This is a genomic window from Exiguobacterium sp. s40 (assembly GCF_018617905.1).
GTDB classification, from domain to species: domain Bacteria; phylum Bacillota; class Bacilli; order Exiguobacteriales; family Exiguobacteriaceae; genus Exiguobacterium; species Exiguobacterium mexicanum_A.
This window is the reverse complement of record NZ_JACSLC010000002.1, coordinates 14,361-40,036: the sequence shown is the minus strand read 5'-3', so window position 1 is coordinate 40,036 and position 25,676 is coordinate 14,361. Positions and strand designations below refer to the sequence as shown.

The 25,676-nt window shown below is 51.8% G+C and carries 37 protein-coding genes; 8 read left to right on the top strand and 29 right to left on the bottom strand.

The features are described 5' to 3' along the window. Positions 1-2: 2 nt before the first annotated feature. The 8 genes from KNP02_RS01825 to KNP02_RS01790 all read right to left on the bottom strand — a co-directional run bounded on the left by KNP02_RS01825 (position 3) and on the right by KNP02_RS01790 (position 6,712). The gene (locus KNP02_RS01825) at positions 3-755 is read right to left on the bottom strand and encodes an iron ABC transporter ATP-binding protein (RefSeq protein ID WP_214706800.1); all 753 of its coding nucleotides are present in this window, start codon (positions 753-755) and stop codon (positions 3-5) included. Between the two features lie 164 nt (positions 756-919). After that, a complete protein-coding gene (locus KNP02_RS01820; protein WP_214706798.1) occupies positions 920-2,011 on the bottom strand; it encodes an RNA-guided endonuclease TnpB family protein in 1,092 nt (363 codons plus the stop codon). Between the two features lie 156 nt (positions 2,012-2,167). Continuing rightward, on the bottom strand, positions 2,168-3,283 hold the full coding sequence (locus KNP02_RS01815; RefSeq protein WP_214706796.1) for an iron chelate uptake ABC transporter family permease subunit: 1,116 nt from the start codon (positions 3,281-3,283) through the stop codon (positions 2,168-2,170). Beyond that, positions 3,280-4,272: an ABC transporter permease gene (locus KNP02_RS01810; RefSeq protein ID WP_251129121.1), complete on the bottom strand. Its 993-nt coding sequence runs from the start codon at positions 4,270-4,272 to the stop codon at positions 3,280-3,282. Before KNP02_RS01810 ends, KNP02_RS01815 begins: the two co-directional genes overlap by 4 nt. 24 nt (positions 4,273-4,296) lie before the next feature. Then, positions 4,297-5,298 carry a siderophore ABC transporter substrate-binding protein gene (locus KNP02_RS01805; protein ID WP_214706792.1) on the bottom strand — a complete coding sequence of 334 codons (1,002 nt, stop codon included), beginning with the start codon at positions 5,296-5,298 and terminating at the stop codon, positions 4,297-4,299. A 264-nt stretch (positions 5,299-5,562) separates the two neighbouring features. Continuing rightward, positions 5,563-5,835 carry a hypothetical protein gene (locus tag KNP02_RS01800; RefSeq protein WP_353047333.1) on the bottom strand — a complete coding sequence of 91 codons (273 nt, stop codon included), beginning with the start codon at positions 5,833-5,835 and terminating at the stop codon, positions 5,563-5,565. Between the two features lie 17 nt (positions 5,836-5,852). Then, a complete protein-coding gene (locus KNP02_RS01795; protein WP_214706781.1) occupies positions 5,853-6,143 on the bottom strand; it encodes a hypothetical protein in 291 nt (96 codons plus the stop codon). Continuing rightward, the gene (locus KNP02_RS01790) at positions 6,140-6,712 is read right to left on the bottom strand and encodes a zinc dependent phospholipase C family protein (protein ID WP_214706779.1); all 573 of its coding nucleotides are present in this window, start codon (positions 6,710-6,712) and stop codon (positions 6,140-6,142) included. Before KNP02_RS01790 ends, KNP02_RS01795 begins: the two co-directional genes overlap by 4 nt. A 111-nt stretch (positions 6,713-6,823) precedes the next feature. Here KNP02_RS01790 and KNP02_RS01785 point away from each other — a divergent pair, with 111 nt between their 5' ends. The 5 genes from KNP02_RS01785 to KNP02_RS01765 all read left to right on the top strand — a co-directional run bounded on the left by KNP02_RS01785 (position 6,824) and on the right by KNP02_RS01765 (position 8,997). Beyond that, the gene (locus tag KNP02_RS01785; RefSeq protein ID WP_138858936.1) at positions 6,824-7,351 is read left to right on the top strand and encodes a TetR/AcrR family transcriptional regulator; all 528 of its coding nucleotides are present in this window, start codon (positions 6,824-6,826) and stop codon (positions 7,349-7,351) included. 1 nt (position 7,352) lies between these two features. Beyond that, positions 7,353-7,661 carry a DMT family transporter gene (locus KNP02_RS01780; protein WP_058764429.1) on the top strand — a complete coding sequence of 103 codons (309 nt, stop codon included), beginning with the start codon at positions 7,353-7,355 and terminating at the stop codon, positions 7,659-7,661. 11 nt (positions 7,662-7,672) lie between these two features. Then, entirely contained in the window at positions 7,673-8,014 is a 342-nt protein-coding gene (locus KNP02_RS01775; protein ID WP_214706773.1) for a DMT family transporter, read from the top strand. Further along, positions 8,004-8,357: a nuclear transport factor 2 family protein gene (locus KNP02_RS01770; RefSeq protein WP_138858934.1), complete on the top strand. Its 354-nt coding sequence runs from the start codon at positions 8,004-8,006 to the stop codon at positions 8,355-8,357. Before KNP02_RS01775 ends, KNP02_RS01770 begins: the two co-directional genes overlap by 11 nt. 130 nt (positions 8,358-8,487) lie before the next feature. Beyond that, the gene (locus KNP02_RS01765) at positions 8,488-8,997 is read left to right on the top strand and encodes a hypothetical protein (RefSeq protein WP_214706771.1); all 510 of its coding nucleotides are present in this window, start codon (positions 8,488-8,490) and stop codon (positions 8,995-8,997) included. 36 nt (positions 8,998-9,033) lie between these two features. Here KNP02_RS01765 and KNP02_RS01760 read toward each other — a convergent pair whose 3' ends face one another. The 8 genes from KNP02_RS01760 to KNP02_RS01725 form a co-directional block, all read right to left on the bottom strand. Beyond that, positions 9,034-9,396, bottom strand: coding sequence for a VOC family protein (locus KNP02_RS01760; RefSeq protein ID WP_214706769.1), 363 nt, complete (start codon positions 9,394-9,396; stop codon positions 9,034-9,036). Then, positions 9,393-10,166 carry an ABC transporter permease gene (locus tag KNP02_RS01755; protein WP_034778899.1) on the bottom strand — a complete coding sequence of 258 codons (774 nt, stop codon included), beginning with the start codon at positions 10,164-10,166 and terminating at the stop codon, positions 9,393-9,395. The genes KNP02_RS01760 and KNP02_RS01755 overlap by 4 nt, the downstream gene beginning before the upstream one ends. Continuing rightward, positions 10,163-10,867 (bottom strand): ABC transporter ATP-binding protein, encoded by a 705-nt coding sequence (locus KNP02_RS01750; RefSeq protein WP_214706767.1) that lies wholly within the window; start codon positions 10,865-10,867, stop codon positions 10,163-10,165. The genes KNP02_RS01755 and KNP02_RS01750 overlap by 4 nt, the downstream gene beginning before the upstream one ends. Before the next feature lie 15 nt (positions 10,868-10,882). Then, entirely contained in the window at positions 10,883-11,416 is a 534-nt protein-coding gene (locus KNP02_RS01745; RefSeq protein ID WP_214707336.1) for a GNAT family N-acetyltransferase, read from the bottom strand. After that, positions 11,416-11,634, bottom strand: coding sequence for a DUF6440 family protein (locus KNP02_RS01740; RefSeq protein ID WP_058764442.1), 219 nt, complete (start codon positions 11,632-11,634; stop codon positions 11,416-11,418). The genes KNP02_RS01745 and KNP02_RS01740 overlap by 1 nt, the downstream gene beginning before the upstream one ends. A 561-nt stretch (positions 11,635-12,195) precedes the next feature. Further along, the gene (locus KNP02_RS01735; RefSeq protein ID WP_214706766.1) at positions 12,196-12,873 is read right to left on the bottom strand and encodes a hypothetical protein; all 678 of its coding nucleotides are present in this window, start codon (positions 12,871-12,873) and stop codon (positions 12,196-12,198) included. Positions 12,874-12,917: 44 nt separating this feature from the next. Continuing rightward, a complete protein-coding gene (locus KNP02_RS01730) occupies positions 12,918-13,325 on the bottom strand; it encodes a hypothetical protein (RefSeq protein ID WP_214706764.1) in 408 nt (135 codons plus the stop codon). 352 nt (positions 13,326-13,677) lie between these two features. Then, positions 13,678-14,238 (bottom strand): AAA family ATPase, encoded by a 561-nt coding sequence (locus tag KNP02_RS01725; RefSeq protein WP_131471779.1) that lies wholly within the window; start codon positions 14,236-14,238, stop codon positions 13,678-13,680. 270 nt (positions 14,239-14,508) lie between these two features. Between KNP02_RS01725 and KNP02_RS01720 the strand changes: the two genes are divergently transcribed. After that, the gene (locus KNP02_RS01720; RefSeq protein ID WP_214751407.1) at positions 14,509-15,759 is read left to right on the top strand and encodes a hypothetical protein; all 1,251 of its coding nucleotides are present in this window, start codon (positions 14,509-14,511) and stop codon (positions 15,757-15,759) included. A 12-nt stretch (positions 15,760-15,771) separates the two neighbouring features. Here KNP02_RS01720 and KNP02_RS01715 read toward each other — a convergent pair whose 3' ends face one another. Together KNP02_RS01715 and KNP02_RS01710 are read right to left on the bottom strand one after the other, a co-directional pair. After that, positions 15,772-15,936, bottom strand: a complete 165-nt coding sequence (locus tag KNP02_RS01715) for a hypothetical protein (RefSeq protein WP_034778922.1) — start codon at positions 15,934-15,936, stop codon at positions 15,772-15,774. Positions 15,937-15,955: 19 nt separating this feature from the next. Then, positions 15,956-16,183, bottom strand: a complete 228-nt coding sequence (locus KNP02_RS01710) for a DUF3221 domain-containing protein (protein ID WP_034778924.1) — start codon at positions 16,181-16,183, stop codon at positions 15,956-15,958. Positions 16,184-16,307: 124 nt separating this feature from the next. Here KNP02_RS01710 and KNP02_RS01705 point away from each other — a divergent pair, with 124 nt between their 5' ends. Beyond that, complete coding sequence (locus KNP02_RS01705) at positions 16,308-17,192, top strand: tetratricopeptide repeat protein (protein ID WP_251129096.1); 885 nt, start codon at positions 16,308-16,310, stop codon at positions 17,190-17,192. Positions 17,193-17,253: 61 nt separating this feature from the next. Here the strand turns inward: KNP02_RS01705 and KNP02_RS01700 are convergent, their stop codons facing one another. The 9 genes from KNP02_RS01700 to KNP02_RS01660 all read right to left on the bottom strand — a co-directional run bounded on the left by KNP02_RS01700 (position 17,254) and on the right by KNP02_RS01660 (position 23,620). Next, positions 17,254-17,646, bottom strand: coding sequence for a type II toxin-antitoxin system death-on-curing family toxin (locus tag KNP02_RS01700; RefSeq protein ID WP_214706760.1), 393 nt, complete (start codon positions 17,644-17,646; stop codon positions 17,254-17,256). Then, the gene (locus tag KNP02_RS01695) at positions 17,643-17,909 is read right to left on the bottom strand and encodes an AbrB/MazE/SpoVT family DNA-binding domain-containing protein (protein WP_214706758.1); all 267 of its coding nucleotides are present in this window, start codon (positions 17,907-17,909) and stop codon (positions 17,643-17,645) included. The genes KNP02_RS01700 and KNP02_RS01695 overlap by 4 nt, the downstream gene beginning before the upstream one ends. 97 nt (positions 17,910-18,006) lie before the next feature. Next, positions 18,007-18,753 (bottom strand): SDR family NAD(P)-dependent oxidoreductase, encoded by a 747-nt coding sequence (locus KNP02_RS01690; protein ID WP_214706756.1) that lies wholly within the window; start codon positions 18,751-18,753, stop codon positions 18,007-18,009. A gap of 126 nt (positions 18,754-18,879) precedes the next feature. Then, positions 18,880-20,610: a methyl-accepting chemotaxis protein gene (locus KNP02_RS01685; RefSeq protein ID WP_353047334.1), complete on the bottom strand. Its 1,731-nt coding sequence runs from the start codon at positions 20,608-20,610 to the stop codon at positions 18,880-18,882. A 164-nt stretch (positions 20,611-20,774) separates the two neighbouring features. Continuing rightward, positions 20,775-22,598, bottom strand: a complete 1,824-nt coding sequence (locus KNP02_RS01680) for a methyl-accepting chemotaxis protein (RefSeq protein WP_214706752.1) — start codon at positions 22,596-22,598, stop codon at positions 20,775-20,777. A 119-nt stretch (positions 22,599-22,717) separates the two neighbouring features. After that, positions 22,718-22,930 carry a DUF2922 domain-containing protein gene (locus tag KNP02_RS01675; RefSeq protein ID WP_034778930.1) on the bottom strand — a complete coding sequence of 71 codons (213 nt, stop codon included), beginning with the start codon at positions 22,928-22,930 and terminating at the stop codon, positions 22,718-22,720. A 29-nt stretch (positions 22,931-22,959) separates the two neighbouring features. Then, a complete protein-coding gene (locus KNP02_RS01670; protein ID WP_214706750.1) occupies positions 22,960-23,172 on the bottom strand; it encodes a hypothetical protein in 213 nt (70 codons plus the stop codon). A 26-nt stretch (positions 23,173-23,198) separates the two neighbouring features. Continuing rightward, a complete protein-coding gene (locus KNP02_RS01665; RefSeq protein WP_016510821.1) occupies positions 23,199-23,339 on the bottom strand; it encodes a YvrJ family protein in 141 nt (46 codons plus the stop codon). A gap of 68 nt (positions 23,340-23,407) precedes the next feature. After that, positions 23,408-23,620 carry a hypothetical protein gene (locus KNP02_RS01660; RefSeq protein WP_029594867.1) on the bottom strand — a complete coding sequence of 71 codons (213 nt, stop codon included), beginning with the start codon at positions 23,618-23,620 and terminating at the stop codon, positions 23,408-23,410. A gap of 320 nt (positions 23,621-23,940) precedes the next feature. Between KNP02_RS01660 and KNP02_RS01655 the strand changes: the two genes are divergently transcribed. Then, the gene (locus KNP02_RS01655; RefSeq protein WP_138858918.1) at positions 23,941-24,381 is read left to right on the top strand and encodes a MerR family transcriptional regulator; all 441 of its coding nucleotides are present in this window, start codon (positions 23,941-23,943) and stop codon (positions 24,379-24,381) included. Positions 24,382-24,410: 29 nt separating this feature from the next. Here KNP02_RS01655 and KNP02_RS01650 read toward each other — a convergent pair whose 3' ends face one another. Further along, positions 24,411-25,166 carry a Fic family protein gene (locus KNP02_RS01650; protein WP_214706748.1) on the bottom strand — a complete coding sequence of 252 codons (756 nt, stop codon included), beginning with the start codon at positions 25,164-25,166 and terminating at the stop codon, positions 24,411-24,413. A gap of 155 nt (positions 25,167-25,321) precedes the next feature. Continuing rightward, a complete protein-coding gene (locus KNP02_RS01645; RefSeq protein WP_214706740.1) occupies positions 25,322-25,666 on the bottom strand; it encodes a YxeA family protein in 345 nt (114 codons plus the stop codon). Positions 25,667-25,676 lie beyond the last annotated feature (10 nt).

Sequence of the window (25,676 nt, the reverse complement as noted above, 5' to 3'; positions counted from 1 at the left end):
CTTTAATAGACTGCGATCGGTCCATACGGCCCTTGAATGATCTCCAGTTTCGTCTCAAAAATGTCAGATAGGATGTCTGCGTCCATAATCTCTTCGACCGTACCAAAGGCGGCGATGTTCCCGTCTTTCATCGCACAGATGCGGTCCGAATATTTCGCCGCGAAGTTGATGTCATGGAGCACCGTGACAATCGTCCGTCCAAACTCGTCGGCGACGTGCCGCAAGTATTCCATCATCTGGACCGAGCGAGCGATATCGAGGTTGTTGAGCGGCTCGTCGAGGAGCACGTAATCCGTTTCCTGACAGAGCACCATCGCGACGTACGCCCGTTGGCGCTGCCCGCCCGACAGTTCATCGAGATAGCGATGCTCGAGCGACGTCAGATCGAGGAAGTCGATATATTTCGAGATGATCCGTTCGTCCTCTTGCGTCAACCGCCCCTTCGAGTATGGGAAACGTCCGAATCCCGCGAGCTGACGGACGGTGAGACGCGTCACGAAATGATTCTCTTGCCGTAAAATCGTGACGATTTTCGCCAAGTCTTTCGATTTCGTGCTTGACACGTCCATGCCGGCGACTTGGATTTGACCCGCGTCTAAATCGAGCAAACGGCCGATCATCATGAGCGTCGTCGATTTCCCAGCCCCGTTCGGTCCGATCAACGACGTGAACCCAGCCTTCGGGATGTCGAGATTGATTGGTCCGATTTGGACATTATCCGAATACGATTTTTGTACTTGTTCTAATTGAATCATAGCGACCTCTTTCGTGAACTAAACTGAATCATAGTGACCTCTTCCGTGAACTACTTACCACTTGTTTGCTTCGCAACTTGAGTGGGAGCTTCTTGGGAAGACCGTGCTTTTGTTAGCCACGGTTGTTGACCAAGCTCGTCGGACAGTCCCTGCCCTGATTTTTTTCAGTCAGCGAGATGCAACAGGTTGAGACTCGCGTTGACGTCACGGTCGTGGTGCGCGAAGCACGCGGCGCATGTCCACTCGCGGATGTCTAGCTCCTTCTTGCCGCCGTTCTCGCCGCAGGCCGAACAGACTTGAGTCGAGGCAAACCATTGGTCGACAAGGATCAACGTGCGTCCATAGAACCTGCATTTGTAGGCGAGCTGGCGGGCGAACTCGCCCCACGCGGCGTCCCCGATTGATTTTGACAGGCGACAATCCTTCATCATCTCCATCGGTTTCAGCGTCTCGATCACGACGACTTGGTTCTCGTCGACGATGCGTCGCGACAGCTTGTGGAGGAAGTCGTTGCGCCGATTGGCAACCTTCTCGTGTTTCTTCGCGAGGAGGAGCCGGGCCTTCTCGCGGTTCCTGCTGCCTGACTTCTTGCGGGAGAGCGCACGCTGCGCCCGTTTGAGCCGCGTCTCGGCCTCGCGCAGGTTGCGCGGGTTCGGGACCTTCTCCGTGACAAGCTCGTCGTTCGTCATGACTGCGAAGTGTCCGAGGCCGAGGTCGATCCCGATTTTGTGCTCGGCCGGGACCCATGGCTCGTCGTCCTGCTCGACGAGGAGCGACACGAAGAACTTGCCCGTTTTCGTCATCGACACGGTCGCCGACCGGATTTCTCCTTGGAAGCCTCGGTGCTGTGTGAAGCGGACGAACCCGACCTTCGGCAGACGGACTTTTCCCGCCTCGATGCGGATCGTGCCGTGCTGGTTGTTCGTCGTGTAGGAGGCACGCGCCTTCCGTCTCGACTTGAACACCGGGAAACCGGCCGTCCCGGCGAAGAAGCTCGCGAACGCCGCGTCGAGGTGCAGCTTCGCGTTGGCGAGCGCGAGGCTGTCCGCCTCACACAGGAACGGGAATAACGGTTTGTAGGAGGCCGGTGTCGGCGGTTTTCGCTTCGGTCCGTCTCCGAGCTTCGCCTCCTCGTAGATGGTGATGCGGTCCTCGAGCAGTTTGTTGTAGACGAACCGGGCGCAGCCGATCGTTCGAATCAGGAATTCGGCTTGCGCAGCCGTCGGATGGAGCCGGTATTTGTAGCCCTTCAGCACGTCTATCCCTCCCCTCGGCAGAAAATCGTGATGTGCGTCTTCCTCATTTCATACCCGCGGAGGAGGAGAGGAAATCTGACAGAAATACGAACTTTCGTTCGTTATATCTGTCACAGGTTGGCTGAAGGATTCAAGGCTAATCGATTCATCTCCTACCTACGCTAGACTGCGCCTTGGACGCTTAGAGGAGAGAGAATTCTCGTTTGATTTTGTTATAATCAGTGCTAAGAAAACCATGCCGCCGAACAGTTCAATGATGACGGACACGACACTCGGTGTATTGAGAATGTGATACATAAAGAAATACGCGCTCGTCAGAACGAAGAAGCCAAGCGCGAACGCCATCGGAAACACGTATTTATGATCGTATGTCGCCGCGACTTGATAGCTGAGCGTCGCCACCAAGAATCCAAAGAACGTCAACGGTCCAATCAGCGCCGTCGATACCGACATGAGAAGCGAGATTAAGACGAGCGTAAAGATGACGCTCCGGCGATGGTTCACCCCGAACGATGTCGCCACGTCTTTCCCGAGTGCGACGACGTTCAAGCGATTGGAGAAGCTATACAACAAGATTCCGACGACAATCACGATCGGGATAACAATCGGGAAGTAGGCGGCATCGGCATGCATGACCGAACCGAACAGACGGGCCTGCAGGACGTCGAACTCGGATGGCGCGAGCATGCGTCGCATGAACGAGGACACCGAATTCAATCCCGTCCCGATGATAATCCCGACGAGAAGCATCAGTTGCAGGTTTCCGTATTTCCCGGACAAGAGCCAGCCGTACAAGAGCAGACTCATGAGCACCATGAGGCCAACTTGGGTCAAAAAGGCACCGGTTCCCGAAAAACCGATTAATGCCCCTGCACCGAAGAAGAAGATCATGCTCGTCTGAATCGTCGAGTAGAGCGCGTCGAACCCGAGCAACGAGGGTGTGATAATGCGGTTGTTCGTCACCGAATGAAACGCGACCGTCGCCAAACTCTGACAGAGCGCGGCAATCGCCATCGTGATGACGGCGACGACCCGACGTTCGACGACCGGGATGAACGACGGTGAATCAAACGGGACCGGATTGTTATAGACGAGCAACCCCAACGCACAGAGCAATCCCCCGACAATGAAGAAGGCCAGGAACAACCAATAGCTGCACTGTTCTCGTTTGGAACGAAACGCCGTCGCACACCGATCGTCTGTATGCACGGACCGACCATCAACATCGTATGCTTCCCGATGCTTCGTCTTATTTTCAATAAGTGTGCTCATCGTACCCCTCCCGTCTTCCGCTGTCTCAAGAGAATTACGATAAATACGATTGACCCGACCGTACCGAGAATGAGCGATACCGGCAATTCAAACGGCATGATGATCGTCCGCGAAATCAAATCGCTGACGAGGACCGTTCCCATCCCAATGACGCATACCCACGGCAAGTTGCTGCGGAGGTCATCCCCGCGAAACATCGAGACGATGTTCGGGACGATCAGCCCGAGAAACGGCAGATTGCCGATGACCGTCGCCACGACCCCGACCGCGAGCGCGATCAATCCCGTCGCAATCAAAATCAAACGGCTGTAGTTGACGCCGAGGCTCGTCGCGATGTCTTCTCCGAGTCCAGCGAGCGTCAAGCGGTTCGCGAGGATGAAGATGAAGAACGTGACGAGGATGATGAGCCACAGATATTCATACCGTCCGACCTGCACCGATGCGAACGACCCGACGAACCAACCTTCGATCGTCTGGCTGGCTTGAAAGAATAGACCGAGAAACGTCGATACGGCCGAGACGACCGCCCCGAGCATGAGTCCGATAATCGGGACAATCAACGACGAGCGGAGTTTGACCGAACGCAGAAACCAGAAGAAGACCATCGTTCCGATGAATGAAAAGACGATTGCCCCCGTCATCCGCATCATGAGCGTCGGAGCCGGGACGAGCAGATACACAGCGAGCAGGCCGAGCCCCGCCCATTCGAGTGTACCTGTCGTCGTCGGTTCGACGAGACGGTTCTGTGTGATCAGTTGCATGACTAGCCCCGACATCGCCATGGCGGCACCGGTCAACATAATGGCGACCGTGCGCGGGACGCGGGTGATCCAAAACATGTCCGACCCGCCTTCTTGACGAATGTCATAGACGCCGGTCACGAGCGAAAGGCCCGCCAATATGAACACCACGAACATTGCTACGATAAAGGACTTCGTCCATATGTTAGAAAAGGAGGGCTGAGACAATGTCTCAACCCTTGCTGTCATTGGTTTTTGCACAACGTGACTCCCTTATTTCGAAAGCGCGGCTGCGATATCGTTGAATAGTTCAGAATAAGTTTGAATCGATTCGTTGATGTACGTATCGTTCGGCGCATATACGATTTTTTCGTCTGTCACGGCTTTCGTTTTTTGGAGCGCCGGTGCGTTATCGATCACGTCCGCTGCAGGCACTGCGTCTTCCATGCTTGAAATGGCCGCATCACGGTCGAGGACGAACAACCAGTCCGGGTCACTCTCGGCAATCGCTTCGACCGAGACCTCATCCCCTTGATGGTCCCCTGTCGTTTTCGCTACTTCGAGGGCTGGTGTCCAGTCAAAGATGTCATACATCGGTCCGAAGACACGTCCTGTGTTCGGTGCCGAGAAGCCGATATTTCCGCCTGAGACGATGACTGACATGACCGTGTCTTCACTGTCGTATGCCTCTTTCACACTTTCAATCGATGCTTCGAAGCTCGCGATGAGCTCATCTGCTTCCGTTTCTTTTTCAAAGATTTGTCCGAGTGAGCGCGTCGTTGTCTCAAAGCCTTCGACCAAGATTTCACCTGGCGTGCCCGCATCTTCCGGGAGCTCGATGTTCAAATCGATGACGGCCGCTTCCGGAACCAACTTTTTAATGTCGTCGTAGTAGTCGGCGAATCGTTGACCGACGATGACGACATCCGGATCCACACCGGCAATCGCTTCTAAGTTCGGTTCATTGTGCATCCCGACGTCAACGATGTCTTTGTCGTTTTTATAAGGCAAGTCCGCTGGAATTAATCCGATTGGTGCGGCGACCAAGTCGATTTCCCAATCTGAGAGCGTCTCGAACGTTCGGTTGTCGAGCGCGACGACCTTCTCCGGGTTTACAGGCACATCGATTGTTCCATGTGCGTCCGTGATTTCAACTGTCTTCGGTGCCGTCTCCGCTTCCGCGCTTCCTGCGTCTTTCGTCTCATCCGTGCTACCGCATGCGGCTAGCGTGAAGACGAGTGATGTGAGCATGACTGCTGCTTTCCATTTCCCCATTCTTTCCATCTCCCTGTGTATCTGTTTTTGAATGACGACCTTCTCAGTGAGTCCGCAACCGTTTCACGATTCTGCTCTATGTATGGATACTGACGCTTTCTAACTGATAATGATTATCATTGTCGTTTTCATTGAGAAGCATAACAAACAAAAAAAGGTTGTGCAATGCCAAATTTTCAAATTGGAAATGGAAATATTATTCTCTCTATCTAATGCGAACAAAAAAAGAAAGCAGCTTGTGTGGCTACTTTCCAGATTATACGGCTATTCTTTTTCTCGTTTTCTTTTTCGACCCCAAATGCTGTAGGTGATAAATAAAACAAGTGTGTATGTGAATGAGAAGACGATGATTTGCAAAATACCGTTCGGAAGAATTTTTGAGATGAACATGAGTGAGAACAAGATAGACATAATCATATGGGGACCGCGCCTATCTTCTGGCAAATCGCGCCAATAAATCAAGACAAGCGCTAATGCGAGCGGTCCGCACAATGCGAGCAAGATGAAAAACGGAACAGGACGCATCAAAAATGGCACGTTTGATTTATCACCCCTCATGCTTCCGAAATCCCGTTAGCGAGCACCAACAAAAAAATCCAAATCGATAGCGGCACGATCAACCCAAGATTCCCAACGAGGCTGAACACGCGTACCATCTTCTCTTTCGAGAATAGGCCCCAAATCAATGTGGCGATCAAGGCGATATCTAAAGCGATATACGCCCAGATGGCCGTCATCAAGTCCAAATTCGGAAAAAAACGAGCGTTCACAGTGAACAGCGCCACGATTGTCAGGATCGAAAGTCCAAACGTTACGTAGAGCGGCGCATAGCGGCGTTGTGTCATGTGGTCACCTCACTTTTCTGTTGAACCATCTGGCGGCAACGAAGGATGCACGTCTCGACGTAACCATCGAGCTGGTGTGGCAAAAACATCGTATACGTCCCTTCCTCTGTTGCCTCCGCATCCCGCTCGACTTTCACGACGAGTTCACGTAGTTCATTCGTCGCATGATTTTTCAACGAAGTGAAATCGAAGACACCTAGTCGTTGAGCTAGGCGTGCATTATACGCATCAAAATCGGCATAATACATCGCCTGCTTTTCCGGGTCATTCGTGATAACTTGCTTGAGCCATCCCTTGTAGAAACCTTGTAGCCAAATCTCGTCCGCGACGAGATGGCAATAATAGCCGAGGCGGAACGATTGATTCTCGTCCACACTGTCCACCCAATATTGATTAAGGTCGAGCCGTCTTGTCATATCCTCATGCCGCCCCGCGTAATAGTGGGTGTTTTGTTTAGAAGTCGTCGCATCGGGCGCAAGATTCCCCAACAAAAAAGCCGTGCGATCGACATCTGTCAAATACGCCCACACCTCATTCGCGATGACGAGATGCATCAAATGTGAACCCATCCTCTTTCCCCCCTTTTCCTAATTATCCCATTCAAGTATTCATCTCGACACCCCACCTCTAGTCTGACACGCTCACTATACTGACCGTTCAGTATAGTGGGGAGGAAACACATGAATAAAAAACAACTGTTACTGCGGACCGCCGCACAAATCATTCAAACCGAGGGCATTCAACAACTGTCGATGGACCACTTAGCCAAACGCGCCGGTATCACGAAAGGCGGCGTCTTATACCACTTTGAAAGCAAGGCTAACCTGTTGCAGCAGATGAATAGAATGGCGCTCGATGAATTTGAAAATCGAATCGTCCATCATCAAACGGGGTTGGATGGTCCTTATCCGTTCACACGCGCCTACGCCCTCGCGACGCTCGATTATAGCGAAGGTGATGCTGACTTGATTGCCGTCTTCATCTCATCCCAAGAAGATGCGAGTGGAAAGCTTTGGAATGACGCCGCCAAACGTTGGGATGAACAGTTCGCCGTGGATGGTCCTGACGCTGATCGCGTGCTCGAGCTTCGACTGCTCTGTGACGGGTTTTGGTTCGCGTTGACATATGGCTATAGCGCTGCGTTCAAAGACCGTGCCGCCCGCATCATCCGACAAAAGTGCGACGCGCTGTCAAAAGGAGAATCGTAACATGGGCTTCGTCTATCTCGTCGGTGCCATCGTCTCTGAACTGTTCGGTTCGAGCATGTTGAAGCTGAACGCGACGACAACGAGCCGCCTGCCCGTTCTCGGTGTCGCCTTCGGTTACGTGACGGCATTTTACTTGTTGTCGCTCGCCCTCCTCTCGATCCCGCTCAGTTTCGCCTATGCGTTCTGGAGCGGGGTCGGCACGGCCGCGACGGCGCTGATCGGCTTCCTCGTCTTCAAGGAACAAGTCCGGATTCAGACCGTTGTCGGCATCGGGCTTGTCATCATCGGGCTCGTCTTGATGAAACTATGAGGAGGGAAATCATGAAATCATATGGAATCTTACTCGTATCGATTGCGTTCGAAGTGCTCGGGACGTCGATGTTGAAGCTGTCGGACGGATTCACCAATCCGTTCCCGAGTCTCGTTCTCTTAATCAGCTTCGCCATCTCGTTCACGTTGATGGGCATCGTCTTGAAGACCATTCCCCTCAGCATTGCCTATAGCGTCTGGGCGGGGCTCGGCACGGTCGCGACCGGGCTGATCGGGGTGTTCGTGTATGGGGAAATGCTGTCGACCTTGAACAGCATCGGCCTGATCGTTATCGTACTCGGCGTCATTGTCATGAATCTTGGAAAACAGGAGGAGCAACCACATGCTGGCTGACTTGATCGAACAACAGGAACGGGCGTTACTGACGACCGAAGTGCGCACATCGCCTGAGCACTTGCACCGTCTACTCACGGATGATTTTTTTGAAATCGGCAGTTCGGGGCGCATGTTATATCGGACGGCATCTGCCGCCACGATGGACCTCGGCGAGATTCACATCACCTTATCCGACTTCTCACTGGAGAACGTTCAAGACGACGTCGTCCTGGCCACGTATCGGACCGAAGACCACTCCACCGGACGCATCGCCTTGCGCAGTTCGATTTGGGTGAACGTTGATGGCCAATGGAAGATGCGGTTCCATCAAGGAACAATCGTTCCGCCTTCTCGACACTAAATACGTCACCTCAAAAGGGAGTGTCCCAATCGACACTCCCTTTCATCGTACCTGGTTCATTTTTGTACATACCCATCATGTTCATTTTGCTTATAATCAAGCCATCCGATGAGGTGAAAGGAAGATGAACATGAGTCAACACACAAAAAAGCAATGGTTTCAATCCGTTCGTCCGAGGCGTTCCGTAGAAGAACAGCTGGCCCTCAAAAGGTCGCGCGAAGCGAAATTGACGTTCGAGCCGACCATCCCGCTCGATGCCATCCGTAAAAAGAAACCGACCGTCACCGCCACGTTCACGGTCGGCGGCTTCGGCGTCCATAACGAGTCCAGTTTCTCATTTTTTGAAGATGGCGCGGTCAAACGAGAAGTCATCTGGCGTGAAGAGTTCGATTTATGCACGGCGATTCCCCGTTCCGGTTGGTACAACGAAACAGATGCCTTCCGCGTCCATGAGCGATTCGTGTCGCTCGTCTCCCATCGCTGGCCTGACGTATTCGAGGAAAAAGGGTGTTTCACGATGGACGGGACGCAATGGAACTTCACCGTGAACCGTCACGGCAAACTGTTGCACCAGCATAGTGGCAGCAACGCCTATCCTTCCAATTGGAAAGCTGTCGTCGAACTGTTCGGCATCTCTTGAACGAAAAAAAGAGCACCCACTGTGGGCACTCTCCATTTAGAGGGCTTGAATCATCTCGACTCGATTGCCGAACGGGTCGCGGAACTCGAACCGGTCGAATCCGGGAATCGGGATACCCGTGAGCCGCTCGATGCCTTCCGCCTCAAGTTTCTGTCCCCATTCCGCTAAATCGGTCACAGCATAGGCGACATGTCCTTTCGTCGACAGTCGGTCAAACCCGTCCTCGGTGCCGACGTGGACGCTACGGTCGCCGACCTCGAGCCAAAACCCGCCCCGTCCTTGAAGTGACGCCGGTTTCTCGATTTCTGGAAGACCGAGCACGCCACAATAGAACGCACGGGCTCGTGTTTCCTCTCCTTTCGGAATCGTGATTTGCACGTGATGGATGCCTTGAATCATGTCGTTTTCCCCTTTCGATACGTCAAGCCGACGAACTGAAGTTTTTGGTTGAACAGGCGCGGATACGCCAGATAGCCGACCATGACCGCCGAAATCGATGCGGTCGTCAAGATCAGGAATAAGATGAGCAACTGATACAACACCGCCTCCATCGGGTCGGCCCCGCCGATGATGAGTCCGCTCATCATACCCGGTAGTTGGACGAGCCCCATCGTCTTCTGCGCCTCGACGGTCGGAATCATGCTCGTGCGGATGGCGCTCTTCAAACTGCGCTCAATCGCTGCTTTCGGTGTGCCGCCGAACGACAAGATGAGCTCAATCACTTCATCGCTCCGCTCGACCTCGTCTTTGAACTTGTTCAAGAACAGGAGCGACAACACCATACAGTTCCCGATGACCATGCCGCTGATTGGGATGACTTTCTCCGGCTCAAACGGGATGATGCCTAGCCCGAGCATGAGACCCATCGTCAACGTCTCGACCGTGACGAGCGTGAGCAGAATCATCCATGTGATGCCGGGGATGCCGTCCCCTTTTTTGATGATGTTCTGTGTCGCCGCCCCAATCATGAGCAGGATCATGAGCAACATGAACACCGGGCTGTCGCTCTCGAAGACGAACGTCAAAATATAGCCGATGATGAGCAACTGAACAATCGACCGCACCGTCGCAATCAAGATGTCGCGTTCGAGCCCAAGTTTTAAGAACAGCGCCAAACCGAGCGGGATGGCGACGAAAACCAACGAGGTCATCAGTTCGATGAACGTCATAGTTCTTCCCCCCTCACGAAACGACCGATCATCGGGTTGTCCGACTCGTCGATGAACGTCGCGTCGCCGAACTCAATCAGTTCCCCGTTTCGCAAGAACCACATGTCATCACTGACACGACGGGCTTGATCGAGGTCGTGCGTAATCCAGACGACGGTGACCCCGAAGTCTTTTTGCAGTCTCACAATCAACCGCTCGATTTCTTTCACGGTCCGATAGTCGAGGCTCGCCGTAATCTCGTCCAATAACAGCACGTCCGGCTTGTTGACGAGCGTCCGGGCAATGGCGACACGACTCCGTTCCCCGCCCGACAACGTCTTGATCGGTTGGTCGAGCGAGATCCCGCCCAAGTCGACTTTCTGCAACAGGTCCGCCGCCCGTTCCCGTTCGAGCGTCTCGCCGAAGATGGCTTTGGGCAGGTTCATGTTGTCGTACACCGTCCCGTCAATCATCGGCGCGCTTTGGAACGCCATGCCGATTCGTTGGCGCAGTTCGATGACGTCGATCGAATCGATATTCTCCCCTTTGAAATAAATCGCGCCGGTGTCCGGCGATAACAGGCCGTTGATGTGCTTCAGGCACGTCGTCTTACCGGCACCGCTCGGACCGACGAACGTCGTGATCCGTCCTTCCCGAAAATAACCCGTCACGTTATGTAAAATGTCTCCATGACTCACGTTTTTGAATTCGATAATCTGCATCGGTGTCGTCCTCCATCATGTCATGCTGTCTGTCTCAAGCAATGAATACATATATAAATCGTCGTACTTACCACGTGTGAACTCATACCCCCGCAGCAACCCTTCTCGCGTAAATCCGACCCGCTCGAGGAGCTGTTGTGACGCGGTATTCGCCGGCTCGACGAGCGCCTCGATACGATGGAACCCGAGTTGGCTGAACCCATGATGAACGACCGCGCGGAGCGCCTCACCGGCAATACCTCTTCCCCAATAATCCGAGCTGAGCTCAAACCCAATTTCGGCTCGCTGGTGCTTCGCTGACACGTTCAAAAATCCGCAACTGCCGATGACCTCGTTTTGCCCGGTCAACGTGATTCCCCAGCGGACACCTGTCCCTTCCTCGAGAATCGAATCGTACCAGGCAATCTCTTCTAACGCATCCTCTAACGACGTGAACGGGTCGAGTCCCATATGGCGGACGACCTCAGGTTTCGATAAATATGCCAACAGGTGTGGTGCATCGTCCGCTGTCACCCGCCGTAACGTCAGCCGATTGGTGCTGAGTGACATCACGATCGGTACCCTTCCTCGACCACAACATCACCATTCGCATCGAGTAGCGGAGTGATGCCTCCACCTGTCCCGACCCACGTCTGGATATAGTTCACGCCGGTGTCCGTATCGACGAGGATGGTGATTTGTCCAAGTTCCGGCAGTTGTTCCGTCAACTTGACGTGAAACCGTTTCGATCCTGCCGCTTCTTCTGCTATTTTCTTTTTGAATAACATCCTACCCCCACCTTTCTACTTCTTTTGGAATTACTATCTAAAATCCTCTCTTGTGACATCCTGCCGTAGATTTATAGAATCCTTCTTCCTTTATTCTGACACTCTAAGCACTAGGTGGTAAGGGTCTAAAGTACAAGGGCTTCCAACGACACTCGAAAGTATAGGAGACTAACCCTTTTCCATTAGACTTTCACCATCAAACCTCTGAGCAGGGTTTTGTAATGGCATAGGACGCATGTCAACATCCTGTTATTACTTATTAGATAATATTCATTTTTTTACAACGTTTAATCTCAATGTGATGTTTCGAAAGGAATTCTTCAAAACGGCTGATACATTTCTCTTCATTGTAAGTCTGTAAATCATCATTAATATTCATGATTAGGAAGGCCGAATACAAGTCTCTTTGGACTTGGACGCCGTTAAAATCATTCCACCGTTGTGATAATTCTTTTTTCGTAAAGGTTTTATTCAAATGATTATACTGACTTGCTTTTACCAAATGGGTATGAATTTTGATTAGGGAGTTTCCATGGTATTGTAGTTTGCGATTGATGATTTCTAACAACATAGCCGGCAATCTGTTGGCAATAGACTTGCCGAAGCGTTTCTTTTTATTGAAACTGTCGGTTCGTTCATTAACAGTAGTGTTTTTTTCCGTTTTGCTAAATCTAAAAAATTCATGGTCTCAACATAAATTTTATCACCCATTGCGACAATTTCGTTTGCCAGACATTCGTGTTGATATTTGCGAACTGCTGCCTGTTTTCGATAGATTTCTCGAACTTTTCCTTGATAGGATAAGTAATGCTTGGATTTTTGCCATTCTTTGTTCCGAATAGACTTAACGGTTCCATCGGGATTGAAATACGACGGGTTCATTGCACGTCTGGAACGATTCATTTTCCGTAGAAGCAGCCGTTTTTCACCTTCAAAAGAACGGACTCGATCGGCCAACACCAGCAGTTTCACTTTTTTCTCACTGACAATTGCAAGTGTGCTCAGACCAATGTCCAATCCAACGTCACCCGAACCAGTAGTTCGTTTGAAGTGTCCCGTTTCTTTATTCCGTTTAGCTGGCGGTATCCCTTTAAAAACAATTTGGACATAAAATTTATACTTTTTACGAACCCACTTTCTCACAACCCTGCAATAAGCAATATCATTTTGAAAAGCCTCGAGTTCGTAAGAATTGTTTTGATCACAAATGACTTGAAGTGATAAACCATTCCATAACAAATACCCATCCTTGTATCGGATGCCTGCTTTATTCGTCTTTCCTTCTAAGGAATTAAATTCACCGAATTTCTTGAAGTGAATTTGTTTCCCATTACCATACAATAACTCATCAAAAGCTTTCCATAATCGAGTAGCAATCTTCTGAGAAGTGTTGGAGTCGATATTTTTTTAAAGTGATGTTGCATAGGCTTAACATCTTTGTGGAACTCATATTCTGAAAGACGATATTCCTCACACAATTCTTTAAAGGCTTCATTCGCTTCACGTTTATTAGCCTTATGCAGCTCTAGTGCCTGTCGATAACGTTGGGTTTTAATCATTTCCTTGTAACGCTTGAGGGTTATATTGGCAAGGCTGTTGTAGATGTTACGCCCAATTTCGAAACGGTTATTTAACACATTATTTTTATATATTTCTGATATCGTTGGAAATTCCACAACTAAATATGTCAACGTGAACCCTCCTCTTTTTTATAAATAACAATCGAATCCTAATTCATGAATATGTGTTTAATCCATTCCTATCACCATTAGAATAGCAAACTACTTAGTCTTAAATTCGGTAATTGCATTGAACTACCCACATCTACACTTTCTAGGTATTTATACCCAAAAAAAGGTCGTGGCGATTCATTACCCACTTACGCCAGGTCCTCGTCCAAACCGTTTAGAAACGGGCGTAGTTTCGTCGTTTTTTGATAAAAAGAGATTTTTTGAGGTTAAGCCGAAAAAAAGAAAGAAAAGTGAAAATCATTCTATTCATGGCAATGATTCTCACTCGTCTTTCCTAATAGACTCGTTTTCGTCATAGCTGGAAATGTTGTTTGATTCGTTCGGCGACCGTCGCCGCATCGAGATATGTGTTGTTGATGCGCAAGTAGTTGTCGACGTCGAGTTCCCCGTCCTGTGAGTTCAATCGGTATAGCGTCGCCGTCTGCTTCAACTCACCTTCCGACCAGGCGATGTCCCGCTTCGTCGGCTTATGGGTCAACCGGTTCTCCGTTTGGTTGCGAATGAGGCGCTCTTCGATGTCCGCTTCGAGCTCGACATAATAGATGTCGGCCCCGTTCGACTCGAACAGGTCGGTCACTTGTTTGATATACGCCCAGTCCTCTTCTAAATCGAACGCCCAGACGAACGTGAAGATCATCCCGTCCAAATCACTTTTCGCGACCGCGCCGAACAGCTCATGGCGGAACAGCTGGACGAGGCGACGCCCTTCCGGTGTCCCGTAACTGAAGAACGGACTGACGAGATCAATCGTCATATGGTTATGGAACAGCTTTAAGTCGGTAATACTGGCGAGTTCTTGCCCGACCGTCATTTTGCCGACGGCTTGTGGACCAAATAATACGACGAACTTCATGTCTAATCCCATCCCTACTGTCATTTTCAATACCATATCATATCGCTCGACTCGTCCAATAGGAACTTGTTCATATCCGCAATGGCTACATCTCACAATCAAGGAAAGTCACCTCATATCCATAGATTTGGATTCATCCTAGTCATCTCAAAAAAGCACTCATCATTCAATTCCCTATTTCCACTTCTAAACCTGGTCAATTATTGTTTACCCCTTCCTCATATGAGGAATAGACATATCATCTATGTTTATAAAGGAAGGTGTCATCCCGTGACTTGTCCACACTGCGGAGCGAAGACCCGCTCGAAAACCACTGTTTGTCCGACGTGTGGCCATCGCCCACGTCGCTTGAAATGGATTGCTGTCCCTATCGTCATCGCACTCATCGCGTTCGTCTCGTTTTTGACGAACGCCTATCTCACCGACACTCCGCGCTCGAGTGAATCGCTCGCCGACAAAGTCGATTTGAACATCACCGAAGATACGGTCTCGGCTAACGGGGCTAACACCGTCGACCTCGAGACGTTGCAAGATAGCTTATATACGATTGGAACGGGCTCCGGCTTTTTGATTAGCCCGCAAGACGTGTTGACGGCGGCCCATAACGTCGCCGGCATCACTCGCGTCACATTGAAACAAGGTGACGAGACCGTGAACGGTACCGTCGTCGGGCGGACCGACGCCATCGCCGTCATCCGCATCGAGAAAGTGAAGGCGACCCCGTTCTCGTTCAGCCACGCGATTGTCGGACCCGACGAGCCGGTGTTAACGCTCGCGCCAGATGAACAGATCGAAGGAACGCTCACGTTCGAAGAAGACAGCTATAAGCGGGAATTCGATTTACCAAATCGCGCCGTCGGTAGCCCGATCGTCACGGCCAATGGACGAGTGCTCGGCATCCACTTGGTGACGAAGACGCTCCCGGTCGCCTTGTTCGAACAAGACGTGTTGTCGTTCCTCGAGTCTGACACGCCGGCACCGCCACCGACGAAAAAACGCAGTACGCCGGCCGCTGAACTGGCACCGGTCGCACCGATCACACCGGTCCCAAAACGAGAAGAGCCGGCAGAACCCGCTCCAGCTCCAGAACCGGAACCGACACCGGAACCAGAAGCTGCTCCCGAAGCTCCAACTGAAACCGAGGAGCCAGCAGAAGAACCGGTACCGGTTGAAGAGGAAGCACCAGCCGAGCCGGAACAACCGGCCGAAGAACCTGAGACGCCTCCCGTCACGGAACAACCGACCGAGCCTGACGTCCCTGTGACCGAACCGGCGGAACCGGTCGAGCCAGAGAAGCCAGCCGTTCAGGAGAAAGAAGCGGAAGCACCGGCACCGGTCAAAAAGCAAGACAAACCGAACACAAAACCAAAGGCAGATCAGCCCGACACAAAACCGAAACAAGACAAGAAAGACAAACCGGCACCACCGCCCGTCACCGAGGAGAAACCGGACGCAACTGACGCGACCGAGGATGTCCCGGACGAGCCGTCAGAAGACGAAGAAAGCACGCCATCTGAATGATGACGTGCTTTTTCATGTGTCTTTTCGAGAGCGCCGCTGCACGTTGCCGACCGCGGCCCCGAACAACAGCAGGATGATCGACAACATCCAAAACGGCATCACGTCCTGCAACAACCAGACGATCAGCGCACTGATGGCGATGACGACGCCCATCCATAAGAAATTCGACTGTCCCATTCAATTCACCTCGACACCATCATAGCACATCGATTCGATACGCCGTCGCCTGGGGCGGCAGCGAACGGGTCATCTTCTCATCATGCTCGACGCGCACCTGTTGCCCGACGGCGAGCGGTGTCTCGTCCTCTCGCAACGGCTCCTCCCAGTGAAATACGATCCCATCGAACGGCTCGGCATCCAAGTTCGGCGCGACTCGAATCCGCGTTGGCTCGAGCTCGACGATATACCCTGTGAACGTGACCATCTCCATTCCTCCCTTTCCTCGGAAATCCTTCCCTTTTCTTTTCCCATTTCTTGAAAAAAATCTACTCGTCCGTCCAATTGCTCGGTATAATGAAGCCACACTCATGAACTTGGGAGGGACCCTCATGAAACACACCATCGATTTACACCATCCAGACTTTCAACGCACCTTCCTCGAGATGATGCTCCTTGAAGAACTGATTGACGATTATAACGCCGAGTCCATCGAGTCGCTCATCGTCCGCGGCGAGACGCACTTTCCCGAGGACCCGTTCTTCCCGGCGATGCGGGCGTATCCGCTCATCCGCGAAGGCGAGTTCGGCCGGGCCCGCGCCGCGCTCGAAGCAGCGGGCGAAAAAGGTGACCATTACATGATCCACTGCCTCCATGGCCTCTTGAGCGATGATACGAATTTCACGTTCGAGGCCGAGCAGCATTTCCTCCGTGCCGTCGAACGCTATCCGGACGTGCCGATGGTCCAGCGCGCGATTGCCGTCCATTACTTCAACCGCAAGTTTTACGGGGAGGCCGGCCTCCACTTGATGCATTACGTCCGGCTCGCCGGGTTCAACGAAGAGACCGTGCCGATGCTGCTCGAATTCTTCCAAGCGTTCGATGAGATTCCGCTCGAGATGAATGATGAACTGCTCAAGGTGGCCATCGGGTACTTGAACGCGAACCCGCACAACCCGCGCGCCCACTCGCTCTATGCGTCGATTTGCAGCCATCGGGTCGAGATGCTCGTCAAGCGGTTGCCGGAAGACAATCATCAGCTCGATGACGAGACGATTGCGATGCTGCTCGAGGTCGAAGAGCACGGCATGTGGAGTGCGACATATGACGACAGTGAGGACCATATGTTCCGCGCCATGTTCGCCGATTATATCGACAACGTCGTCTTGCCGAACACGTCCAGACTGTATGTATATCGCTTACGTCTTCGCTACTGGTACCATCGGCTCACGCACCGCTTGACCGGGGGTTACGGGGACTCGATGCGTTCGTCGTAAACGTAAACAAACAGCCCGAACTTTTTGAAAGAGTTCGGGCTGTTTGCTGTCGTCAAATTAATCAAAGTGGTGATGAGTTAATTTCTATATTATTGGCCAACTGTTGAATATCCATTTGCTCTGTCGCTACTCGAACACATAATTCGATTGCAAGAGACGACTCTAATACGAGCGCAAATCCGTTACGGGCTAAAAACAATTGAAGTGCTCCATAAGCAGTGCGTTTGTTGGCATTAATAAAACAATAGTTGTTAATCAATGAGTGGAATAAGGCAGCCGCCTTTTCAAATACAGTAATATAAGCATCTTCACCAAACGCAGAGTGGTTCATTCTTTGAACAGACGAGCTTAATAAACCTCTGTCTTTTATACCAATTGGTTCTTCAGGTGAATACCTCAGTATCATTAAACGATTGATAGCAATCACTTCTGTTTCCGTTACATACTGAATCAACGATCTACTAATCCTTTAAATGTCTCATCGTGCTGACTCATAATTTGCTCCATTTCTTTAAAGAAGTTCGGAGCGATATCCATGTTAGGAGGAATTTCAATCTTATTAGTCGGTTTGATTAAAATGCCCTCATCTGTCGTAGTTACGGAAACTGTATCGCCCACTTCTAAATTCAGATGCCGCAATTCACTTATAGGAATTGAGACATGAACAGAATTTCCGTGTTTCACTAACTTTCTTTCACTACTTTTTAGTTTTTGCACAAAAACACCTCCACATTAAATACTTACAATACATACAGTATGTATTAAATGTAACAGATTTAACTCGTTTTTGCACTCAAACCTAACCAATCATTTATTACATATACGGATGAATCGGTCCGCGCAACTCGAACGAGTAGTCCTCGTGGTTGACGATGCCAACGACTTGATCGCTCTCGAGCAACTGCAGCAAAAACTCGGCCATCTCTTTGGCCGTATGATACTTCTCGACGTTTTGGCTATAATCAAAGTCCTCTTCTTCGCGGGCACGGCTCGCAAAGCCGGTCTCCGTCGCGGCCGGTGCGAGCACTTTCGCCCGCAGTTTGTCCCCGTCGTTCATGAGCTCTCGGGCGAGCCCTTCCGTGTACGCACTGACAAAGAATTTCGACGCGCTGTACGTGACACCTTTTTTGGCGATGTGATAGCCGACGACGGACGCGACGTTCACAAGCGTCGCCCCTTCAACGTTGTGATAGTCCCGGACGTACAGGCTCGACAGCACCGTCAACGCCTCGACGTTCAAGCGGATCATGTTCTCCATCTTCCCGACCTTGACGTCTTTCACGAGATTCGAATCCCCGAACCCGGCGTTATTGACCCACGTCTCGATGTCGAGATCGGCGAGTGATTCATAGAGCGCATACACGTTCTCGCTATATGACAAGTCGTTTGCCTTGATGATGACGTCGCTCTTCGGTGAAATTGATTTGATCTCACTCCGTAGCTTCTCGAGTTCGTCGTGACGACGCGCCACGAGCACGAGCGACTTCCCTTGTTTGGCGAACTGTTTCGCCGCTTCATAGCCAATACCTGAACTTGCCCCGGTGATGACGGTATATTTCATAATTGTGTCCCCTTTTCACTGTAATCGAGATCGATATCTCTCTTCGGCAATTCCCCTAACCCTGCCCCCTCAATCCTTGGAACACGCAAAAACCGTCCTCCCCTGAACGGGAAAGGACGGTCCGTCTTACGTTTGGAAGCGACCGATGAGCGTCTGTAAGTCTCCGGTCATATTGCCGAGCGACTCGGCAACTCCGTTCAACTCTTGAATCATCGCGAGCTGGGCGTCGGCTGTCTCACCGACGCTACGCATCGTCTCGGCCGTGCCTTCACTGTCACTCGCCATATGGATTGCCGCTGTCGCGACTTGTTTCGTCGTCGTCGCGATCTCGCTCGAGGCGACCCGGATTTGTTCCGTGTTCTCGACCGAGGCGTGCAATTGCCCGACGATTTGTTGGAACGACTCCGTCGCTTCTTCGAGCAGCGCCGTGTTCGTCTCGACGCGGCGGGCACTGATGGCGTGACGTTCGAGCACCGCGTTCGATTGCGTTTGAATCGATTCGATCAAGCCGGCGATTTGCGACGCCGATTGTTTCGACTGTTCTGCGAGTTTCCGCACTTCTTCGGCGACGACGGCGAAGCCTTTCCCTTGTTCCCCGGCCCGGGCCGCTTCGATGGCCGCGTTCAAGGCGAGCAGGTTCGTCTGGTCGGCGATCGACTGGATGACCTCGGTGATGAGGGCGATCTCGTCTGACTGTTGTTTCAACGCCGTGATCGACTGGCCGGTCACGACCGTCTCCGATTCGAGCGCGAGCACTTCTTGCTTCGCTTGTTGAATCGTCTGTTCCCCGCGTTCGGCGAGCTTCAGACTCGTCTGGACGTCTTGGCTGATCGTCCCGATTGACGTGGCGATTCGTTCGACGCCCTCATCGGCCGCTGCGACCGCTTGTCCGCTCTTCGAGGCAGCTGCCGCTTGGTTGATCGTCTCACCGACGACTTGTTCAATCATCCGCGTCGTCTCCTCTGTCTGCGACGACATCTCTTCCGTGCTCGCGTACAGTTCTTCCGACTGCGCCGTGATTTCTTGGGCGTTCCGGCTCACTTCGTCGATGAGTTCACGGAGGTTGCCTTTCATCTGGTTGAAGCCAAGCATCAATTCGCCGATTTCATCGCGCGTGAGCGCCTGGAGGTCGGCGCGTGTCAAATCACCGTCAGCGACGATGCCGACCTCGTCCGATAGTTGACGGAGCGGGACCGTGACCATGCGTTGGAGAAAGTAGCCGGCGCCAAGCGTGAGTACGAAAATGATGACGGCAATCACTGCAGAGTATATCAATGCACTTTGACCTCGGCTCTCAAGCTGCGCTTGCTTCGCCAACATCGCGGCTTCCGATTCGGCTTGCATCGTCTCGCCTGACTCAATGATCGATGCCGTCACATCCGGCATCAACCGGAGCGCGAGTCGGTCCACCGTCTCTTGATCATCCGCGTCGATTGCTTGAATCAACTGTTGTGCTAAGTCATCGTAACCTAACGCGTATGACATCAAGTTCTCTAGTTCTTTCGTCTCTTCTGTCGAAGGCGAGAGTTCTAACAGGGCGTTGATTGCTTCTTTTTTCTCTTCTGACCCTTGCTGCTCTGCTTCAAGCCGGGCCGGCTCTTGTTCAAGAATATAACCACGCAGGCCATACGCCTGACGGACCATCCCTAACGATAGTTCATCGGCCGCCTTCATCCGCATGACATCTGATGAAATCATTTCTTCACATCGGCTCGTCGCATCGTTCAGCGCCATCAGATTGTAACCCATCCCGATTACGACGAGTAAAAGAATCATTCCAATCCCGCCAAACAGTTTCTGCGTCAATGTGAGTTGATTTAGCCTTTTTTCATCTTCTCGAGGAACGCGTCCTCTCACACCTCTATTTCTATCAAATTTTGGAATCACATGATTTCTATCGGTTTGTGCAAACGGTTTCCACATTTGTTTCCAATTCTTTTATCGATTGACCTTATTTACGAGTCTTGTGTTCCATTTTTTGTCACAAAAAAACCGCAGCTCCTAACGGCTGCGGCCTCGTTTCATAACTTGAACTGTGACACGCGATTCGAAAGTTCGATCGCTTGTTGTTCGGTTTCGTGCATCCGAGTTTGGACGTCGTTGAACCGCTCGACGGACAGTTGGACTTTCTCCGAAATCGATTGCGTCCCGTCCGCCCCTTCCGTCACGGTCGTCGCGACTTCTTGGATGACGTGGAGGATGCTGTCGGTCATATGGCGGAGTTGGAGCGCGTTCGTCTCGAACGTCTGTGCCGTCTCCCCAAATACGGTCGCATCCGCTTCATATTGCGTGGCCGACTCCTCGAGCCGGTCGTAATCGGCGAGCACTTTCGTATCGAGGAACGTCAACATATCAGCCGAGCTCGTGTTGAGCCGGGCGACCGAGTCGATGACCGTATGCGATACCGCTTGAATCTCGTTCACCGTCTGGCGCGAGTTCTCGGCGAGCTTACGAATCTCCGAGGCGACGACGGCGAAGCCGCGACCGGCATCCCCGGCCCGGGCCGCCTCGATCGATGCGTTCAAGGCGAGCAAGTTCGTCTGGTCGGCGATGGTCAAGATGGCGCTCGTCAACACGCGAATCTGTTCGACCGACTGCGCCCCTTTGATGGCGTCGTCGAGCTCGATGCGCTTCTTGTCGATGATGGCGTTCGCTTCCGTCTTCGAGGCGACGGCTTGCTCACGGAGCGCATGGGCCCGACGCTCGACATCGCTCGCTGTCTTGGCGCTCTCGTTCGACAAGTCGACGATCGTATCGATGGAACTACCCATCTCGGTCGTCGACGCGCTCATCTCTTGCGACGACGCGGCCGTCTCTTCCATACCGGCCGTCAATTCTTCGACCGTGCCTGACGTCTCTTCCATATAACGGCTCAATTGTGTCACTTCCGTCGCCACTTCTTTCGACGACACGAGGACGACTTTCGCCGTCTTGTCGACATCGACCATGATGTCACGCAACGTGGCGAGGAACGTGTTGAACGAGCGGCTCACTTGAGCGATCTCATCGTTCGACGTGACCGGGATGGCCATCGTCAAATCGCCGCCTTGCGAGGCCAATTCGTCAAATTTCTCTTGGAGCACCCGCATCGGTTTGATGATTGAGCGCAATAAGCTCAGTCCGAGGAACAAGAGAAGGACGAACGCTCCGATCGTCACGACGAGCAGTGCGATGAGCGACTGCCCGAACTCACGTTCCATGTCGGCGCCGACACGTTGTGAGCCTTCCGAGTTGTAGTCGACGAGTTCGGTTAAGCGTTGCGTGAAGTTGTCGTATGTCGATTGTGACTGGGCGTCATAATACGAGCGGGCCATGCCGTTATTGCCGGACGTGCTGAAGATGAGCATGTTGTCCGACACGCGCTGATACATCTCCCACTGTCGACTGAAGTTGGCGAACAGCTCTTTGTCCGTCTCGCCCGTCGCCGTCTGTTCGTATTTCGGGGCGATCTCATTGATGCGCGTCCGAATGTCTTTCATCGCGGTCATCAATTCTTCTTTCGCGGCCGCGTCGTCGGTCACGATGTGTTCGAGTTCGAGCGCGCGATAGTTTGCTGCGAGCGTGTTCAGCTCGTGGGCGTAGTCGAGCCCTTTGCTCCAGTTGTTGACGATATCATCGCCTTGCCGGTTCGCATCGGCGAGCGACAAGAGCGAATAGCCGCCGACCCCTGCGACCATGAGGAGCGCGAGGATGACGAGTCCCCACAGTTTTTGACGGATGGTCAGGTTCTTGCCGGTCACTCGCTGTTTTGGGCGTGTGCTCGACTTTCGCCACTTCGGTTTCCATTGAAAGCGCCGGACGTTCAAACGGTTCCGCAATGCCTTCCACTTCTGTTTCACTGACATATGTATTTTCCCCTCTCGCGTGCAACGTTTCTTCCTATATCGTCTTGACGTCGAGGAATCTAAAGGAAATTGACCAAAATAAAAAAAGATGACTGAAAACTCAGTCATCTCTTGACTCGTTATTGGACGTTCAACACGGTTTGCGTGCCTTCGATCATCTTGATTTCTGTCCATTTGACGACGCTCTTGCCGAGTGGGTCGTTGGCGACCATGAAGTCGGCGAGTGCTTGGACTTTTAACGGATCGACCGGTTGTTTCACGTTATTCAAACGGAAGCGTGATACTTTATTGAACATATCCAAAAATGCGATTTCTACTTTAGTCTCAGTCATGGGTTAGTCCTCCTTGGATGTGGGTGTGATTAGACGAGATCGTATTCGCGAACGACCGACACGGTGAAATCTTCTTGCTCGGTCACGTCGAGCATGAGGTGGCCGAACGCCTCGGCGTTGTCAGCCGTGAGCGCCGCCCGGATCGGACCGAAGCGCTGCGTTTTCTTCGTCGGTTTCAAGCTGTTCAAATCATGGTGCGTCGTCAAGACGAGCGTCGCTTTCTTTTCAGTCAATACGGCCATGGGGGATGGCTCCTTTCAGGGATGGATTACGATTCGGATGGATAGGTCGAGTCGAGACGCTCGAGCAATTGAATCATGCGCTCAAGGCGCGTCTCAATCCGGTGGAGCAGATAGAGCGAGACGACGATCGGGAAGCCGAGGTTCGAGATGAGTTCGGGCCAGCTCATGGGCCCACCCGCTCATCGGACAAGGCTCCGGCGGAACGCATTAGTACACGCATCAGGGGTTCCTCCAATTAGAACGTCACGTGGAACTCACGCGACACGACGTATGCGGCGGATTCGACCGCGAGAAGCGGAATCAACAGATCACCGAACTGCTTGATCTCCTCGGTCTCCATTCGCGCACCGAGTGGACCGAACCGGACGAGCTGACGCTTTTCTTTGCCGTCAACGAGCCGCTTCGTGTCGAGATAAAAGACGCTTGCGTATTCTCGATACACTGCCATATGTCTCACCTCCTTCGCCCCTATTAACCGAAATTGGTGAATGTTTGCTCATATTTCCTTGTTACCTTTTTGTAACGACTATAGACCCATTCTGAATGAAGGCGTATTCATCGCCTCGAATCGGCTTTATTCCTTGAATTTACATACCAATTAGGGTATCTTAATAGGCGTCAACCGAATTTTGAAAACACGCCTAAAGTCCCACGAATTCATTTCCCCACTTTGAAAAAACTGACAGTTAATTACTTGAAAATGGGGTACTATACGGAGGAGGGCATTTTCGAAATGACCAGTTTGACTTGAAGAAGGAGATACTCTAGATGAACAGCTTAGACTTCGCACTCAACACCCCTATTCCTTCCGCTCAACTCGACTTCGACCAAACCGACCTGACGTTTTACGCGACTGACTGGGATGACTATCGCCCCGAAAACGCGAAGCCGCTCCTGTACAACGAACGCCCATTGACCGTCTATCCACTAAAAGAACTGAGCCGTGCGTTTCATGTCGCCGGGATTCCCCGTAGCCAGCAACAGCTGATCAAATGGGAAACCGACGGCGTCTTGCCACCGACCCCGTTCACGATGGGACGCAAGCGCTTCTATACGGAAAATCAGATTCGGACTATCGTCGACATCGCATTGGAATGCGGACTACGGCCCCGGACACACGTCAAAAAGACGAACTTCTCCGAGTTGGCCCATAAAGAATTGGCGTACATACTCCAGTTAGAATTAAAAACCAAACTGCCGCATGAATGAGCGGACATGAGACAGCCCTTCCTGACGATTCAGGAAGGGCTGTTTTTGGATGGACGAGGGGCGATGGCGCTCAAATATAAATCAAGCGATGTTTCGACCTCTGTAGCGACCAGATTGATAAAGTCGTTGTACATTTCTATCGTATGCGTCCGATCTAGCGCATTGTAATAACTCAGGCGATTTTCGACTTTGATGACGACAGGCGGATAACCCGACTTCATCAACTCCAAATTGAGCAATAACCGAGACGTACGACCATTTCCATCAATGAACGGATGAATCCCCACGAACTTAGCATGCAATAAAGTACCCCGTTCAACTGGATGCATCGTATTCGTCTCTGTTTCATACCAATTTATCAGCTGCTCCATCTGTTCTTGAATGAGATAAGGAGGCGGCGGCACATGAGCGGCTCCGGCAATAAACACTTGCTGATCCCGATAGACGCCTGCATACGAATCGTCAATGCCTTTCAAGACGAGAAGGTGCAAATTTTTGATTTGCCACTCCGTCAGCGGCTCTTCACGTCGGACAATCTCTTCGACGTAGGAAATGGCATCCTGATGGTTAATCACTTCTAGATGTTCTCGCATCGTCTTCCCGCCAACCGTTATACCTTCCAACACCACTTTGGTCTCGTTGATTGTCAACGTATTTCCTTCAATGGCATTCGAGTTATATGTCCATTCTAAAAAGAGTTTTGCTCTCAAACTTTGAAGCGTATACGTCGGCAGCGGTCGGTTTTGATCCAGTTGTTCTTTTTTCATCGTCAGTTGCTCAAACATATAACCCGCTTCCTTTCTCTCAAGTGTTCGTGATTTAATTATACGCTTGTTACCCAGAGCAAGTCGATTTCGATGGGACGCCCCAATTCATGACACATGCGAAAAAGCACGATACCTCAATTCCCACAGACGGGTTATGCATCGTACTTTATTTTTTATAACTTCTCTCGTGCCGCTTCGGGAACGTCCGCGACCGACACTTCGTCGTATGACGTGACCTCATCCTTGTTTTTGACGTACAACTTCAAGTACGCCCCGTTCCGAAGCTCTTTCGCCGCCGTGAACGTGACCGTTTGCGAGTCCCCATCCTTCGTCAGCGCTTCCGTCGAGTAGACATAGCGGCGGACGACGTCACCCGAGTCGAGCGTCGTCTCTTCCACTTCCGTGACCTCCCCGACTTGCACGTAGACATGATCCTTCCCAATCCGTTGCCAATCGATATTGACGAGCCCAATGATGACGACGATGAGCGCGAGGCTCGCGACGATTCCTTTTTTCATGATGTTCTCT

What these genes read in the sequence shown, in the direction of transcription:
- KNP02_RS01775 (WP_214706773.1), top strand. Translation starts at nt 7,673, where the DNA reads ATGAAATCATATGGAATCTTACTCGTATCGATTGCGTTCGAAGTGCTC.
- KNP02_RS01650 (WP_214706748.1), bottom strand. Translation starts at nt 25,166, where the DNA reads ATGTTTGAGCAACTGACGATGAAAAAAGAACAACTGGATCAAAACCGA.
- KNP02_RS01780 (WP_058764429.1), top strand. Translation starts at nt 7,353, where the DNA reads ATGGGCTTCGTCTATCTCGTCGGTGCCATCGTCTCTGAACTGTTCGGT.
- KNP02_RS01665 (WP_016510821.1), bottom strand. Translation starts at nt 23,339, where the DNA reads ATGAGCTGGCCCGAACTCATCTCGAACCTCGGCTTCCCGATCGTCGTC.
- KNP02_RS01790 (WP_214706779.1), bottom strand. Translation starts at nt 6,712, where the DNA reads ATGGGTTCACATTTGATGCATCTCGTCATCGCGAATGAGGTGTGGGCG.
- KNP02_RS01690 (WP_214706756.1), bottom strand. Translation starts at nt 18,753, where the DNA reads ATGAAATATACCGTCATCACCGGGGCAAGTTCAGGTATTGGCTATGAA.
- KNP02_RS01770 (WP_138858934.1), top strand. Translation starts at nt 8,004, where the DNA reads ATGCTGGCTGACTTGATCGAACAACAGGAACGGGCGTTACTGACGACC.
- KNP02_RS01645 (WP_214706740.1), bottom strand. Translation starts at nt 25,666, where the DNA reads ATGAAAAAAGGAATCGTCGCGAGCCTCGCGCTCATCGTCGTCATCATT.
- KNP02_RS01750 (WP_214706767.1), bottom strand. Translation starts at nt 10,867, where the DNA reads ATGCAGATTATCGAATTCAAAAACGTGAGTCATGGAGACATTTTACAT.
- KNP02_RS01815 (WP_214706796.1), bottom strand. Translation starts at nt 3,283, where the DNA reads ATGAGCACACTTATTGAAAATAAGACGAAGCATCGGGAAGCATACGAT.
- KNP02_RS01660 (WP_029594867.1), bottom strand. Translation starts at nt 23,620, where the DNA reads ATGGCAGTGTATCGAGAATACGCAAGCGTCTTTTATCTCGACACGAAG.
- KNP02_RS01670 (WP_214706750.1), bottom strand. Translation starts at nt 23,172, where the DNA reads ATGGCCGTATTGACTGAAAAGAAAGCGACGCTCGTCTTGACGACGCAC.
- KNP02_RS01755 (WP_034778899.1), bottom strand. Translation starts at nt 10,166, where the DNA reads ATGACGTTCATCGAACTGATGACCTCGTTGGTTTTCGTCGCCATCCCG.
- KNP02_RS01810 (WP_251129121.1), bottom strand. Translation starts at nt 4,272, where the DNA reads ATGACAGCAAGGGTTGAGACATTGTCTCAGCCCTCCTTTTCTAACATA.
- KNP02_RS01680 (WP_214706752.1), bottom strand. Translation starts at nt 22,598, where the DNA reads ATGTCAGTGAAACAGAAGTGGAAGGCATTGCGGAACCGTTTGAACGTC.
- KNP02_RS01785 (WP_138858936.1), top strand. Translation starts at nt 6,824, where the DNA reads ATGAATAAAAAACAACTGTTACTGCGGACCGCCGCACAAATCATTCAA.
- KNP02_RS01760 (WP_214706769.1), bottom strand. Translation starts at nt 9,396, where the DNA reads ATGATTCAAGGCATCCATCACGTGCAAATCACGATTCCGAAAGGAGAG.
- KNP02_RS01710 (WP_034778924.1), bottom strand. Translation starts at nt 16,183, where the DNA reads ATGGTCACGTTCACAGGGTATATCGTCGAGCTCGAGCCAACGCGGATT.
- KNP02_RS01725 (WP_131471779.1), bottom strand. Translation starts at nt 14,238, where the DNA reads ATGAAGTTCGTCGTATTATTTGGTCCACAAGCCGTCGGCAAAATGACG.
- KNP02_RS01765 (WP_214706771.1), top strand. Translation starts at nt 8,488, where the DNA reads ATGAGTCAACACACAAAAAAGCAATGGTTTCAATCCGTTCGTCCGAGG.
- KNP02_RS01655 (WP_138858918.1), top strand. Translation starts at nt 23,941, where the DNA reads ATGAACAGCTTAGACTTCGCACTCAACACCCCTATTCCTTCCGCTCAA.
- KNP02_RS01715 (WP_034778922.1), bottom strand. Translation starts at nt 15,936, where the DNA reads ATGGGACAGTCGAATTTCTTATGGATGGGCGTCGTCATCGCCATCAGT.
- KNP02_RS01745 (WP_214707336.1), bottom strand. Translation starts at nt 11,416, where the DNA reads ATGTCACTCAGCACCAATCGGCTGACGTTACGGCGGGTGACAGCGGAC.
- KNP02_RS01740 (WP_058764442.1), bottom strand. Translation starts at nt 11,634, where the DNA reads ATGTTATTCAAAAAGAAAATAGCAGAAGAAGCGGCAGGATCGAAACGG.
- KNP02_RS01675 (WP_034778930.1), bottom strand. Translation starts at nt 22,930, where the DNA reads ATGACTGAGACTAAAGTAGAAATCGCATTTTTGGATATGTTCAATAAA.
- KNP02_RS01805 (WP_214706792.1), bottom strand. Translation starts at nt 5,298, where the DNA reads ATGGGGAAATGGAAAGCAGCAGTCATGCTCACATCACTCGTCTTCACG.
- KNP02_RS01795 (WP_214706781.1), bottom strand. Translation starts at nt 6,143, where the DNA reads ATGACACAACGCCGCTATGCGCCGCTCTACGTAACGTTTGGACTTTCG.
- KNP02_RS01705 (WP_251129096.1), top strand. Translation starts at nt 16,308, where the DNA reads ATGAAACACACCATCGATTTACACCATCCAGACTTTCAACGCACCTTC.
- KNP02_RS01825 (WP_214706800.1), bottom strand. Translation starts at nt 755, where the DNA reads ATGATTCAATTAGAACAAGTACAAAAATCGTATTCGGATAATGTCCAA.